The sequence below is a fragment of the Kaistella sp. PBT33-4 genome, from assembly GCF_029194425.1.
Lineage (GTDB): Bacteria > Bacteroidota > Bacteroidia > Flavobacteriales > Weeksellaceae > Marnyiella.
Genome location: NZ_JARFYL010000003.1, coordinates 368,981 through 382,607, shown reverse-complemented (window position 1 = coordinate 382,607; position 13,627 = coordinate 368,981). Strand labels below are relative to the sequence as shown.

Genomic DNA, 13,627 nt, shown 5'->3' with positions numbered 1-13,627 from the left:
CGTTATTCAAACTTGCAGTATGTTTGTGCTTGCTTGCAACCCACACGTTGACAGAGATATCTGATTAGTTTGTTACTTCGCTGAATTCACCACTCAAACATTTGGTAAAGTTTTCGGAAAACGACCCGGAGTAATTGGGATTGTCCAGCAGGTGCATTGCCTTCGTAATTGCACTTTCAGCGGTCATATCTTGTCCACTTATGGCTCCTATCCTGTTAAAGATATTACTGTTCTCGTATTTCCCGAAACTTATACCTCCCGAGATACACTGTGTAACAACCACAATCTCTGTCCCGTTCTCCCTAATTTTACGCAGTGTGCGTTCAGTTTTGGCACTGCTGAAAATGGTACCGCTGCCAAAGACCTGTAAGATCAGCACCTTCATTTTCGGTATCTCAGTAAAATAATCCAGTGTCATGCCCGGAAAAATTCGCCAGAACAGTACTTCACGGGAGATATGCATATCTGCAGAAAAGGGAAGTTCAGCCGGGCTGCGGTATAGAGCATCCTTATCTACCTTCAGATGTACACCGGATTGTCCCAGCATAGGATAATTTGGACTTTGATAGGCGTCAAAGTATTCAGCTGAATATTTTAAGGTGCGGTTCCCGCGCAGCAATTTATATTCAAAATAAATGGCCACTTCCTGAATAACGGCTTCCCCGTTTTCGTATAGGCTCGCGTAATAGAGGCCGGTGAGCAGATTTTCTTTTGCATCGGTACGCAGATCTCCAATTGGGAGCTGGGAACCTGTAAGGATAACCGGTTTTCTCAGGCCTTTCAGCATGAAACTTAAAGCTGAGGCGGTATAGGACATGGTATCTGTTCCGTGAAGGATCAGGAATCCGTCATAGCTCTCATAATTTTCCTGAATATACCCGGCCACTTTTTTCCATTCCTCCGGGCCCAGGTCAGAGGAATCGATTGGCTTACTGAAAGCCTTTACTGAGATCTCACATTCAATAAGGCTCATTTCCTGGATTTTGCTGAAGATATTTGAAAAATTAAAGGGAACGAGCGCTCCGGTTTCATAGTTTTTTTCCATTCCTATGGTGCCACCCGTATAAATCAAGAGTACATTGCGTTTCATAGTCGTAAATTTACGGTAATTCAGCCTAAACTGAAATAAGTGTAGATATACCCGTTATTCTTTTTAAATCGTAAGTGTGCTAAATTTGGTATTATTCTTGGAACTGTGAGCGCAAAGATGACGAATATGAAGGAAGTATTGGGGAAACAGGGAACGGCCCTATTAGCAGGGTTTGTGATGATGAACCTTATAAACTGTACAAAAAGTGATACTATGCCTGCCCGGGAGAACCAGGTCGTAAAGCAACATGACCGGAAAATTGAAGATTCACTCCGCCGTGAGGCAGAACGTGTGAAATATACATATTTCCTGTTTCCGAAAAATAAGAAAGATTCCGCAATGGCGGCTTTTAAAGAGAAATTCAGCGACAGTGAACAATATACGGTTTTGGCTTTGAACCGACTTGATAAAAAGAACAGCTGGAGGGCAGATTCACTGATTATTCCGGACAAATTTGCGGATGATTTCCTTCAGTATTCCCCCTTTCCGAAAACGCTTGATTCATTGAAACAGGTGGACAAGATGGTTTTTTTCTCTTATGCGATACATGCTTACGCACTCTATGAAGGTGGCAGTCTAATTAAATGGGGGCCGAGCAGTATGGGTAAAAAAGACACACCTACTAAAAAAGGACTCATGTTTGCCAACTGGAAAAAGGAAGAAGCGATTTCCACTTCAAATTCAGAATGGATATTAAGGTGGAATTTCAATATTCACAATACCCTGGGCATAGGTTGGCACCAATATGACCTTCCGGGCCACCATGCGTCGCATTCATGTCTCAGGCTGCTGGAGGAAGATGCCAAATGGATGTATTCCTGGGCAGACACCTGGATCCTTAAGGACGGAGGGCAAACCTTAGCTGCCAAAGGTACGCCTGTAATCGTATTTGGCGAATCTGATTTTAAAAGCCGTCCCTGGCTTAAACTGCCGTCAGATCCGGCAGCCAACGAAATTTCTGAAGCTGACCTGAACCGCGTTTTCGTACCTTATCTTCCGGAAATCCTTAAAGAGCAACAGAATGCAAAGTCCTTGAGGAACAAATCCTTATCAGCAGCAAAAAAAGAGGCTGACATTATTCCGCGGGCTTAATTTCTTCAGCCTCATGCGGCAGGGTAGAACTGATGGCGAATTTCCTGAGCAGCTTCATTTCGTGAGCTGCTTTTTTCTGACCCCATAACGACGCCAGATAGGTGAGTATGATGAGTGCCAGAGTTAGAAATGACACCGGCAGTGCCCATGTGTAGTCATCAATCTTAATTTGTACGCCTACAAACCAAAGGGTGATGAATACCATCCATAGTATTCCAAACAGGAAATACAGAAACATAAAGAATGTCCAGACTGCTGCACTTGGACCAAAGATGCCTCTGACTGTTGTCCTGCCATCCTCCAGTTCGGTACGCAGTGCAAGGTTAGGCTTCCAGTAATGGTCATACTCTGTTATTACCGTAATGACAGCCGTTTGCGGATTGATGTTGCCTGCAAAGTACTTACCGTGCTTTTTAAGATATGCTTTCAGGTTCTGCGAGTACTCTTCAGGACTTAGGGAAGTATACATTTTAAACCGGGGTCTGGACCTCATACGGTCCATGGTTGTTTCTTCAGTATTCATTGTATATCGGTGTATGGTACAGGGTCTTCCAGGAAAAAAGTGAATTTTTGGAATTTATCTTCTCTGATAATCTCAACTGTAATTTTTTTGCCCGGTTCAGACTTTAACAGCTGCATAATGTGATCCAGTTTCATCTCCGCTGTATTTCTGTTGTTCAGTTTCATGAGTTTGTCACCCTTCCTTAAGCCTGCAAGTGATGCGGGCGATCCTGCACGGATTCCCGCTACCGAATATTCCGGTTTCAGGGTAAACTTATAGCGGAATTCATTGGTGGCAGCAGCATATCCGCCGGCGGTTTCAGAATGGCGCGGCGAGGGATTCTCCACTTTAACGAGTTCCTGGCTCCAGGTCATGCCGTCATGTTTCACTTCCAGACCACTCATATTCAGGTGAAAGGGATCATAATAAAAGCGGTTTTTCTTTAAGTAGAGCTTATTCATGGGATAATCAAAAATAAGGGTAAAACGCCTCAGCAGGTCATTGCCAATTGAGCCTTTTCTGCCCGGCACCAAGGTAAGATGCCGCACAGACTCAGCATCAGGATGCGCGGCCAGGGGTTTTTCGAAAGTGAATCTGTCCAGATACAACCGATGGATGCGACTCCTTTTACCATAAATATCTCCATTAAATCCGCGGCCCAGGAAATCGTCAATATTTGGTCGGTTATACTGGAATCCGTCAATTACTTCGGGAAAAAGCCAAAGTGGATCACTGTTTCCCAGGTCCAGCAACAGTTTGGAATCCTGCCGAAAAGCTACCTGTTCCACTCCCGCCATGACATAAGGCTTATTACTTTCAATCGTAATGTCCAGCTCCGCAAATGATTTTCTGGGAATTTTATAGTTGCTGTGTTTCCGGTAAACGGTAATTTTTTTTGCCTGATAATCAATTTTGACCTGATGGTTACGGAAAAAGGGATAGCCTATAATGCCGTTCACAGGAATACCGACATGTGAGGAGAAGTTAAACTCTTCATCCAGAATAACAAAAATGGTATGATTGCTGTCCGCGAAAGTACTGCCGATCTGCACTTTATTATTTACTGATTTCAAACCTTCAATTTCAACTGCACCACCCAGTCCTGAAAATTTTACTCGTTCGGTATCCTGCAGCACGAGCTCGCTGTCACCCACACTGAATAGCAGTGTTTCCGCCACTCCGGTGTCCAGCAGGAAGGTAAGCTCCACTCCGTTTACAGTGATCGGAATAAAAATGAGATTATTGATTAGTTGAAATGAAATGGTTTCCTTCTTCGTATTCTGATCCAGCAGTAAACCGTCCTGCGCACGTACGTAGGAAAGGGTTAAGACCAAAAGGATCAACAGGGATTTCACCTCATGAAGTTACAAAATCTTTCAGCTGCATTTGTACTCTTTTTGGTAGGGAGGAAAATCCGCGCATTATTCCAGACCAAAAAAAATCTCCGGAAGCGGTTCCGGAGACTTATGCAGCAGAACTTTTTCCCATCATTTGTGTTTTCATGGTTAATGGATAATATTTAGATGTCCTGCTTTACTTTGCTAAATTAATATTATGAACATTCAGATAAAAATTTAATGAGGGGACAAAAGGGGGACAATTCGTCTGATGTTTTTAAAGAGCTGATATTCAGTTTTATAGCTGTTGAATCCCTTCGCCGGCTGTTCTTTGTATGTTAGCGCTTAAAGATACAACTGAATCAAAGACAGTTGGTCTGAGGGGAAATTGTTGCCTGCATAATAAAAAAAGGGTGCAGTGAATTTTGTAAAGCGTCGCGGATTTTTGTAAATTGTTCATTATACATTTCCCTTAGATGCTTTTCACGAAGTTTTAAATGATTTAATGACGCTACGGTATATTTTTATTCTGCTTTTTTGCTCTCAGTTCACACTGGCAATGTCCGGGCCGGTTTACAGTTCTGCTCGCATACAGGAATATGAAAACAGCATACGCACAAGTGAGCATCTGATTAGAGATACGGCAGCTTTGAGAAAGATATGGCAGCAGGAATCTTCAGTACACCGCATCATCGCAGAAACACTGTTGGCAAAAGGATATGCGAATTCACTGGACCGGATAAATGCAAAAAGCAACTTCCATTATAAAAACTCTATAAATAATGCCACAAAATCAGGTGATGTTGCTCTACTTCTATGGGCAGAACTTAGCTACGCCGAATATCTGTACAGGTACCGCGAGATGACGGGGGCAATGCCTTTCTTTCTGAAAGGACTTCATGCCACCGAAAAACGCAGTGCGCGGGAGTTAATTGATCCGTGGTGGACTTATAAAACAATAGGATATTATTTAGGAACTATTGGCGATTATGATGAAGCCATAGTCATGTTAAAGAGAGCACAGCACCATACCACCGAAAATTCGGCACAATACGCTGAAATTCTTGACAATATCGGACAATACCATTATCTCTCGGGCAAGTTCGGCCAGGCAGAGAATTATTTTAGGAGCGCGCACGACTCTGCTAAAGAAGTTAATGACTTACTCCGGTATGCCAAAACGCTCGGAAATCTGGCACTTATCAGTGAAGAAAAGGGTGATTATAAAGAGGCCGTTGCCCTTCTTCAGAAAGATATAGAAATCTCGAAACAGTTGGGAGCGGCACAGAATACCATGTTTGCACAAATTGCGTTAGGTCGGGTGCTGATGAAAGCTGGTCATATACAGGCATCGGAGCAGGCGCTGAAGCAAGCCCTTAAGATAGCGGTCAGCCGGCCCCATTTCCTGAATTCCCGTAAGCAGATTGCCGAGATAAAGATAGATCTGTATCAGATGATGAACAGGGAAGGTGAATTGCAGAGACTACGGCACGAGCTCAGTAGTTTAGAAGATTCATTACGCCTGAAGGATGGGGAGCAGCCACTGAGCAGGGCCAATCTTATAACTCAGAAAGCACTTTTCCGTCAAAAAATGGCTCAAGCTGATGAAAAAATTCGGGGAAGAGACCGGCTTCTTCTAGCCGTGGGTGTCGCAGCAGCGGTGGGATTTGTGCTGGTGGCACTTTATCTGATGCGGCTAAAAAGGAAAGAGGGGCGGCGAAAGCAAAGGTATAGTGCAATGATCCGTAAACTCAGTCGCGAAAAGGAAACCTATGAACGCAGGCTAAATGAAACCAGGCAGACTGTGCAGGATCAGATTGAGTATCTGAAAAATAAGAAGGAACATATTGCACAACTGAATGCGGAGATGGAAAAAATCCGGCGGTCTGAGGCAGCTCACCTGGAAGAGGAGGAAGGAAAACTGGAACAAATATTACAGTCCCACCTGATGACTGAGGAAAACTGGCAGAACTTCAGGAAGCAGTTCAGGAAGGAGTATCCGGAGTTCTATGAAATCCTGAAAACGGAGTTTCCCGATTTAACGGCTGCGAATCTCCGTATCATCCTCCTGCAGAAACTGGGATTCGGGCCGGCTGAAATCTCCGGTCTCCTGGGAATTACACAGGATGCTGTAAAAAAATCGCGTCAGCGTTTAAAGCGCAGGCTTGGCGAGAAATATGAAAAACTCATGGACCTGGTTAATTCCGGAGTTTACTGATTATAGCCCGTGCGCTACCTTCACGAGCTCGCCGTTTTCAAAAAAATAAAGGCTGCCTAACCACTCATTCTTAGTTTTGCGTGGTTGCGCGCGGAGGTCATTTTCAAAGTATTTGCTGAAATTCCAGGAAAACCTGGAATTGTAATAGTCTGCATCCATTGCGTAAAGCGGTGCTGTGAAAACTGGCGAACGCTGTTGCACAGTTTCATTGAGGTTCCCAAAACCCTGCATCACCAAAAACAGCTGATAACCGTTGTCTCGGGCATACTTTTCATACGTGGACATGGGTAAACAGTATTCCGATTTACACCCATTCGTAAAGGTGTAAACCAAAGCACGCGGATGTTTCTGAATTTCCTCCCTGAGTTGCTTTCCGTTTACTTTATAAATATGATTGTTATCGGTTTCTGTAAATGCGACCAGCGGCACTACCTTCTGTTGCTGTTCTTCAGAAAGTTTACGGTAATCATCGGTTACGCCGTAAACCGTACAGGAACTTGAAACAAAGAGCGAAATCAGCAGGAGGAAAATTTTATTCATGGCAAAGTTGGTTTGTTCAAATATAAAAAAAACTCTCCGATTTCCGGAGAGTCTGTGACTGTTTAAAAAAACAAGTTTAGTATCTGTAATATTCAGGCTTATAAGGTCCTTCAACCTCTACACCAATGTATTTTGCCTGCTCTTCAGAAAGTGTTTCCAGTTCCACACCGATTTTTTTCAGGTGAAGCATAGCTACTTTCTCATCCAGTTTCTTTGGAAGTGTATAAACTTCATTTTTGTATGCAGCAGAATTGGTCCAAAGCTCAATTTGTGCCAAAGTCTGGTTAGAGAATGAGTTGGACATTACGAAACTCGGGTGTCCTGTGGCGCAACCCAAGTTTACCAAACGGCCTTCTGCCAGGATGATGATGTCTTTTCCGTCAATATTGTAAAGATCTACCTGAGGCTTGATCTCGTTTTTGGTATCGCCGTAATTTGCGTTCAGCCAGGCCATGTCTATTTCATTGTCGAAGTGACCGATATTACAAACGATGGTCTTGTCCTTCATCTTTTTGAAGTGTTCGCCTCTTACAATGTTGAAGTTACCTGTAGTTGTAATGATGATGTCGGCAGTTTCGATTACGCTGTCCAGTTTCTTCACCTCATAACCTTCCATAGCGGCCTGAAGCGCGCAGATCGGGTCAATTTCCGTAACGGTAACAATGGATCCGGCTCCTCTGAATGAGGCCGCAGTTCCTTTACCTACGTCTCCAAATCCACAAACGATCACTCTTTTACCTGCAAGCATCACGTCGGTAGCCCTTCTTACCGCATCTACTGCAGATTCACGACATCCGTATTTATTGTCAAATTTCGATTTTGTAACAGAGTCATTTACGTTGATGGCCGGCATTACAAGAGTTCCGTTGGCCATTCGTTCGTACAGACGGTGTACACCTGTCGTAGTTTCTTCAGAAAGACCTTTGATCTCTTTCGTAAGTTCCGGATAACGGTCGAAAACCATATTGGTGAGGTCGCCACCGTCATCAAGGATCATATTCAGAGGTTTTCTGTCTTCACCGAAGAATAAAGTCTGCTCAATACACCAGTCGAATTCCTCCTCGTTCATTCCTTTCCAGGCATAAACAGGGATTCCGGCAGCAGCAATTGCAGCAGCGGCGTGATCCTGAGTGGAAAATATATTACAGGAAGACCAAGTAACATCGGCACCCAGAGCGACCAAAGTTTCTATAAGAACAGCAGTCTGGATAGTCATGTGCAGACAACCCGCAATCCTTGCCCCTTTCAGCGGCTGGCTTGGACCGTACTCCTCGCGGATAGCCATTAAGCCCGGCATTTCTGCTTCGGCAAGCATTATTTCCTTTCTTCCCCATTCAGCTAATGAGATATCCTTAACTTTATAAGGGACGTATTGTGTGGTAGTTTCCATCTTATTGAAAATATTTGTGCAAATTTACGAACTAATTCCTTTACCGCAAAACATGCCTTTTTACCAGGATCTTACCGGAGAAAAGGCTCCTTCGTCTTTGCGATTCTCATATTATTGCGCGCAGTTCATTCTGGTGTTATCACTCAGTTGAGGATCTTATGACCGCAATCATACAAAGAGATACTAATTCTTACTAACTTTAAACAATTCAAAAACAAAATATTATGAAAAATTTTATATTACTTTCTATCCTTGCCATTTTTTCCGCAAGTTGCGGCAGAAACGCTTTAAACGACATTCCAGAAGAAAACACTTTGCCGCCCATCACCCAAACCGGGGCTAATACCTTTGGCTGCAAACTGAACGGAGTAGTCTTTCTGCCAAATGCAGCAATTGGTTCTACAGTTGTTGAGAAACCAATGCATTTTTATGGATATTATATTGGAACACCAAATCATTCGAACAAATTATCTGCAAAGCGTGGCAAGGATGTAAAAAATCTATTCACAGTGGAACTTTATATGTACAAATTTTCTATAATCGGAAATGGTGAGTACACTTTGAATGATGCATATTTTTACAATGATAATAACCAGCCATTTAACTCATATATGAAATGTTATGCAAAAAGTCCGTCAACAGGGGAATGGAAAAACTATGGAAGTTTCATAAATTCAGGCAAAATTGTTGTTACCAGGTTTGATAATAATGGCTGTTCCGGAATCTTTGATGGTAAATTAAAGGAAGAAAATGGAAATGAAATAATTGAAATTACTGATGGTAGATTTGACATTAATTATAGCACATTGTAATATGAAGAAAATCTTACAATCTTTATTCGTATTTCTTGCAACATTTTGTTTTGCGCAAGAAGATATTACATTAGATCAATTACTGATAAACTCCGGCCAGTTCACACAAGCTGGTCTTAACAATAGGGTTTTATATCAGCGTTCCATTATGTATGCCGATATTCCACATTTCAACAGTGGCACAAACACAGCAACTCATCCCTATTTCGAGCAGGCAATTTTAGAGTTATATGCTGCTTCATCCCAGCAGTACTTCGCAAATCCCTCATCTCTGCTCAATTTTGAGGATGTGGCAGAGTATGCTTCAGAAATACCCAGTGAGATGATAAGTTAAGCGAGAAAGTCATAGCCGAAGTATGTTTTGCGATGCAATCCATTTTTTCAGCTGCTTAAACTGTTTTTTTATTAAATTTGCTTACTTACGACTACCTATGCCTTTTTACCAGGATCTTACCGACGAAAATGCCTCCATTCTTTTCTGGAAATATAACGAAGAAGATACCTTTGATCACAAGGCACTTATAGAGCCGGAGAATTTTGCCAAAGTGGAGCATTATCATCCAAAAAAACTCATCGAATATCTGATGATCCGCCAGATGCTGAAGATGCTGAAACCGGATCATAAGATTCTTTACAAAACGATCGGCCAGCCCTATCTTTTTCCGAAGGATGCATTTATTTCCATCAGTCATTCTTATCCTTTTGCTGCTCTTGCTATCTCGCAGAAGAGAGTTGGGATTGATATGGAGCGAATCCAACCCAAGATCGTTAGGGTAAAACACAAATTCCTGAATGATGCTGAGCTTTCCTGGACCGAAACGGAAGATGAAGTGGAACTCCTGACCGTAATCTGGGCCGTGAAGGAGGCACTCTACAAACTGCATCCTTCTAAGCTTTGGTCACTGAAGAAACACTATCAGGTTGAAGCATTTATTCTGGACCAGCTATCCAATTTAAAGTGCCGTGTATTTGATGAAGATTTTGAAGACTGCTATACAGCGCGCGTCATAAAGATGGAAGATTATTATTTCGCCGTAGTGGAGGAGGATCATATGCTGAATTACAAAGTTCTGACCTCCAGTCCCTTTTAGGATAAAGCACAGGATGCGGACTCAATCTGAAGTCTGCTGTATTGCTCGGTTACTTTGCGCTGTTCATGAACCACATCAAAAATCAGTTCCAGGATCTCACTTATACTGCTGAGCACGGTAAGGCGTGTTATACGGTTCGGATCACGGTTATCATAAAATTCATGTTCGGAAATTTCAGATTTTCTTTTTTCAATCAGTTCATCTACCGTGCCGTGCGGCTTCAGCCTGCTGTGGGCTATGCTGTCTTCGTCCTGTTCATCATTATTCAGTAAAGATAATATGCGGTTCAGTTCACCGGTAATCTTCAGTTTCCACGTTTCCGTATCAATTTCCGGAAAACCGTCATCTGTACTGTTATATTGTGCCAGAGAAGCGGTATAGGCAGTAAGCAGGTGGGCCGTAGTCACAAACTGATGCAGGCTTTCAAGCTGTTTCTGTCTGTTTTTAGGATCTGAGAGCATCCGCTGAAAATTATCCGAAAGGTTGGCCAGACTGATTATAGCTTCCTTGCGCTGCAGGCGGTAGTTTTCGTCATTTACGTCGCCCACCTGCCTGATTTTGTTGATGACCGTCTGGAAGTAGCGGATATTTGCTGCCGTAGATTTTTTCATCAGGTCCGCATTCTGCGTATGTTCCCATACAGGCAATATAAAATAGGACACCAGGAACGCAATCAAACCCGCAATGAGCGTATCCAGGATACGGTCTTTAAATAGCAGGTTTACATTCCCCGGATTCAGGAAGTTAAAGGTGATGAAAATATAGAGTGTCATAAAGAACACAGCCCAGGCATATTTTTCCTTCAGCAGCGCAAAACAAAGGATCATTGATGTGAAAAGAACAGTTAGGAGTAAAGCCTCATTTGTTACAAAGATCAGGATGATGTACGCCGCCACAGCACCTGCCACAGTGCCGTACAGGCGAAGGAGGTTCCGGTATTTGGTGGTGCTGTAGGCCGGTCTCATAATGGCTATGATTGTAATCAGAATCCAGTAGGAATGGCCGATGTTCAGAAAACTCAGCTTAGCAATGGTAAAACCCAGCAAAAGTGCACAGGTGATACGTACCGCATGCCGGAAGTGCGCCGATTTCAGCGACAGATTGTTCACCAACACACCAATGTTAATACGCTCCTGTTTGGGCACAAATTTATCAAAATCAAGTCCGGTGGAAAGGCTTTTGGCATTACGAAGGTCTTGGGTAAAAACCTTGTAGATAACAGAGACATCATCGCTGATGTCCTTCACCCGGGCCAGGATCAGTCGCAGTGCCATGAAGCTTTCCAGGGTGCCGGCATTGAGTTCCCGGTTCCGCAAATCAAAATACTTTTCATGAAGTTCTTCCAGTTGTGTTACAAACGGGTGCAGAGGTCTGCTTTTTACGCCGCCTTGCAGGGCGATACCGATATTTGATATTTCTTCGGACAATAAAAGCAGATAAGACTGTATTTCCTGCAGAATTTCAGCATCGTCAAAACTCTCGTGTATTTTCCTGTAGTCCTGATCGGAGGTAAAAAGTTTCTCAAAGAGATCAACTGAGTTCAGGAACATCAGCATTAGCAATCTGCTGGTGGTGGTACTTTCATTTACTATGGTCCGTGTCTTGAACACTACTTCGCGCGTTTCTTCCTGAAGATTTTTAATAATCACCTGATGTGCTATCACCTCACGATACAGGTCGTCTATACGGGCTCCCTGTCCATAAAATTTGGCTTTAATCTTAAGGTATTCTGCAAGTTGCAGATAGTTTTCACCGATCATCTGGCTGGCAAGCTTGTAGGGTTGCAGCCGGGAAACCACCAGAAATATAAGCAGAAACCAAATGCACCCGGCAGTGAAGATAAGCAGATCTTTCAGTGGCCGGTCGCCGGAAAGGTTGCCGTCAATAAAAATCGAGAAAACCACCAGGGTCAGACCTCCCACGGCGGCCAGTCTCTGCCCGTAAACTCCAATCATTGAAAAAAAGATTCCGATGATAATGATTTCCAGGTAGGCCAGGGGCAAAAGGTTGTGTGAAGCTATGCCTAATGCAGCTACAAAAGTAAAAGTACAGACAGCAACTGCCAGGGCGTTACGCCGGCGGACAAACGGTCCGGCCATATCGGTAAGTCCTACGAAACTTGTACCCAGCGGGAAAAGGAAGTACTCTTTCAGCAAACCAAAATAAGCCAACACCATACTCGGAATCACAATAGCCAACGCAATCCTTACTGCAGAGTAAAGATACTGACTGGTGATGAATTTGCGAAGTTCAGAAGTGTAGTTCATTGTGTGGAAAGGTGACCGGACGGCCGTTCAGCAAATAAAAAAGACCTCACTGGGAGGTCTTAGTAAAATTTATGTTTCCGATTAATAATCAGTAGCATTCATTGATTCATCGCCAATATTCCAGGTAAGACCAAACCTTAGTGTATTGTCCAGCGCCGAATTCAACTTGGACATATTGATCAGATAAGACACATCCAGTGCAAAAGCGTTGTACTTAAGGCCGATACCGGCAGTGGCAAACTGTCTTGCACCCTGCTCTTCACTTTCATGAAAGTAACCGCCGCGGACAAAGAAAGCATTGTCATAGGCATATTCCAGTGCACCGGACAGCATGATGCTTTTTGGATTGTTAAATGATTTACCGATACCTTCCATAACACCTACGTTAGGCACTTCATAAACAGCCTGCTGTGTAAGCGGGTCAATTCTTGTAATCTCGGCACCCGGGACCAGCAGTTTGGATCCTTCCACAGAAATACCTACACGGTTCACATCATCTATGAAGACATCATATCCTGCACCCAACCTTGCTATAGTAGGCAGGTAAGTCCTTGAATCCTCATCACCCGTATAATCCAGTTTAGGACCAAGGTTTTGGATAGCAAGACCCGCGTTGATTTTATTGTCCATGCCTCCAAGGCCTGAAAAACGTGGAGTGGTATAGTAGGAAGATATGTCTACCGCAAAGGAGTTTGCAGGCTTCAGTGTCGTGTCTGTGTTGAATCCTCCGGAGAGGTCTGAGCGGATAAATCTACCGGTTACCGCCATGGAGAATGAATCTGCAAGTCTCAGAGCGTAAGATACGTCGATGGCAAACTCATTTGGTTTAGCTGTTCCTTCGTCGGCAACAGCGTTGTTATCTACCAGTCTGGTTAGGTTTACCTCACCCATGTTGAAGTAATAGATACTGGCACCGATGGTGGATCTTTCCTCCTCACCAATAAACCGGTAATAGGAACCGTAGAGCAGAAATACATCATTGGTCAGTTTTCCCATATAAGGAGTGTAATTTACACCCACTCCCGATAAATTTCTTGAGAAAGGATATTTTGCCGCGTTCCAGAACTGAGAATAGACATCAGCAGAAGTGGCAACCCCCTGATCACCCATACCTCCGGAACGTGCATCTGGAGCAACTCTCAGGAAAGGCGCACCGGTAAGTACCGGCCTGATTTTACTTAAATCCTGTGCAAAAGCAGTAATGCCTACACCTAAACCTAATCCTAAAAGAAGTCTTTTTGTAAAATCCATATAGTTATATTTAATTTCCAAATATATAAATTATTTT

The 13,627-nt window shown here is 43.3% G+C and carries 12 protein-coding genes; 5 read left to right on the top strand and 7 right to left on the bottom strand.

The annotated features are described in order from the left end of the window. Positions 1–64 precede the first annotated feature (64 nt). Complete coding sequence (locus P0M11_RS07815; protein ID WP_275625175.1) at positions 65–1,090, bottom strand: asparaginase; 1,026 nt, start codon at positions 1,088–1,090, stop codon at positions 65–67. 126 nt (positions 1,091–1,216) lie between these two features. On the opposite strand from P0M11_RS07815, the gene P0M11_RS07810 reads away from it, so the two are divergent. Then, a complete protein-coding gene (locus tag P0M11_RS07810) occupies positions 1,217–2,182 on the top strand; it encodes a L,D-transpeptidase (RefSeq protein WP_275625174.1) in 966 nt (321 codons plus the stop codon). Here the strand turns inward: P0M11_RS07810 and P0M11_RS07805 are convergent. Continuing rightward, positions 2,166–2,705 (bottom strand): hypothetical protein, encoded by a 540-nt coding sequence (locus tag P0M11_RS07805; protein WP_275625173.1) that lies wholly within the window; start codon positions 2,703–2,705, stop codon positions 2,166–2,168. The genes P0M11_RS07810 and P0M11_RS07805 overlap by 17 nt on opposite strands. Further along, entirely contained in the window at positions 2,702–4,039 is a 1,338-nt protein-coding gene (locus P0M11_RS07800; protein WP_275625172.1) for a PDZ domain-containing protein, read from the bottom strand. The genes P0M11_RS07805 and P0M11_RS07800 overlap by 4 nt, the downstream gene beginning before the upstream one ends. 487 nt (positions 4,040–4,526) lie before the next feature. Between P0M11_RS07800 and P0M11_RS07795 the strand changes: the two genes are divergently transcribed. Further along, positions 4,527–6,239, top strand: coding sequence for a tetratricopeptide repeat protein (locus tag P0M11_RS07795; RefSeq protein WP_275625171.1), 1,713 nt, complete (start codon positions 4,527–4,529; stop codon positions 6,237–6,239). On the opposite strand, the gene P0M11_RS07790 is transcribed toward P0M11_RS07795, so the two are convergent. Both P0M11_RS07790 and ahcY read right to left on the bottom strand, forming a co-directional pair. Next, the gene (locus tag P0M11_RS07790; RefSeq protein ID WP_275625170.1) at positions 6,240–6,779 is read right to left on the bottom strand and encodes a hypothetical protein; all 540 of its coding nucleotides are present in this window, start codon (positions 6,777–6,779) and stop codon (positions 6,240–6,242) included. A gap of 76 nt (positions 6,780–6,855) precedes the next feature. Beyond that, positions 6,856–8,169 (bottom strand): adenosylhomocysteinase, encoded by a 1,314-nt coding sequence (ahcY, locus tag P0M11_RS07785; protein ID WP_158063544.1) that lies wholly within the window; start codon positions 8,167–8,169, stop codon positions 6,856–6,858. A gap of 224 nt (positions 8,170–8,393) precedes the next feature. On the opposite strand from ahcY, the gene P0M11_RS07780 reads away from it, so the two are divergent. The 3 genes from P0M11_RS07780 (at position 8,394) to P0M11_RS07770 (ending at position 10,072) form a co-directional block, all read left to right on the top strand. Further along, positions 8,394–8,981, top strand: coding sequence for a hypothetical protein (locus P0M11_RS07780; RefSeq protein ID WP_275625169.1), 588 nt, complete (start codon positions 8,394–8,396; stop codon positions 8,979–8,981). A 1-nt stretch (position 8,982) separates the two neighbouring features. Continuing rightward, positions 8,983–9,315, top strand: a complete 333-nt coding sequence (locus P0M11_RS07775; protein WP_275625168.1) for a hypothetical protein — start codon at positions 8,983–8,985, stop codon at positions 9,313–9,315. Between the two features lie 97 nt (positions 9,316–9,412). After that, positions 9,413–10,072 (top strand): 4'-phosphopantetheinyl transferase superfamily protein, encoded by a 660-nt coding sequence (locus P0M11_RS07770; protein ID WP_275625167.1) that lies wholly within the window; start codon positions 9,413–9,415, stop codon positions 10,070–10,072. Here the strand turns inward: P0M11_RS07770 and P0M11_RS07765 are convergent. Continuing rightward, on the bottom strand, positions 10,069–12,339 hold the full coding sequence (locus P0M11_RS07765) for an FUSC family membrane protein (protein ID WP_275625166.1): 2,271 nt from the start codon (positions 12,337–12,339) through the stop codon (positions 10,069–10,071). The two genes, P0M11_RS07770 and P0M11_RS07765, sit on opposite strands and share 4 nt — an antisense overlap. A gap of 81 nt (positions 12,340–12,420) precedes the next feature. Beyond that, positions 12,421–13,590 carry a type IX secretion system outer membrane channel protein PorV gene (gene porV, locus P0M11_RS07760; RefSeq protein WP_275625165.1) on the bottom strand — a complete coding sequence of 390 codons (1,170 nt, stop codon included), beginning with the start codon at positions 13,588–13,590 and terminating at the stop codon, positions 12,421–12,423. Positions 13,591–13,627: the final 37 nt, after the last annotated feature.

What these genes read in the sequence shown, in the direction of transcription:
- P0M11_RS07815 (WP_275625175.1), bottom strand. Translation starts at nt 1,090, where the DNA reads ATGAAACGCAATGTACTCTTGATTTATACGGGTGGCACCATAGGAATG.
- P0M11_RS07810 (WP_275625174.1), top strand. Translation starts at nt 1,217, where the DNA reads ATGAAGGAAGTATTGGGGAAACAGGGAACGGCCCTATTAGCAGGGTTT.
- P0M11_RS07805 (WP_275625173.1), bottom strand. Translation starts at nt 2,705, where the DNA reads ATGAATACTGAAGAAACAACCATGGACCGTATGAGGTCCAGACCCCGG.
- P0M11_RS07795 (WP_275625171.1), top strand. Translation starts at nt 4,527, where the DNA reads ATGACGCTACGGTATATTTTTATTCTGCTTTTTTGCTCTCAGTTCACA.
- P0M11_RS07790 (WP_275625170.1), bottom strand. Translation starts at nt 6,779, where the DNA reads ATGAATAAAATTTTCCTCCTGCTGATTTCGCTCTTTGTTTCAAGTTCC.
- ahcY (WP_158063544.1), bottom strand. Translation starts at nt 8,169, where the DNA reads ATGGAAACTACCACACAATACGTCCCTTATAAAGTTAAGGATATCTCA.
- P0M11_RS07780 (WP_275625169.1), top strand. Translation starts at nt 8,394, where the DNA reads ATGAAAAATTTTATATTACTTTCTATCCTTGCCATTTTTTCCGCAAGT.
- P0M11_RS07775 (WP_275625168.1), top strand. Translation starts at nt 8,983, where the DNA reads ATGAAGAAAATCTTACAATCTTTATTCGTATTTCTTGCAACATTTTGT.
- P0M11_RS07770 (WP_275625167.1), top strand. Translation starts at nt 9,413, where the DNA reads ATGCCTTTTTACCAGGATCTTACCGACGAAAATGCCTCCATTCTTTTC.
- P0M11_RS07765 (WP_275625166.1), bottom strand. Translation starts at nt 12,339, where the DNA reads ATGAACTACACTTCTGAACTTCGCAAATTCATCACCAGTCAGTATCTT.
- porV (WP_275625165.1), bottom strand. Translation starts at nt 13,590, where the DNA reads ATGGATTTTACAAAAAGACTTCTTTTAGGATTAGGTTTAGGTGTAGGC.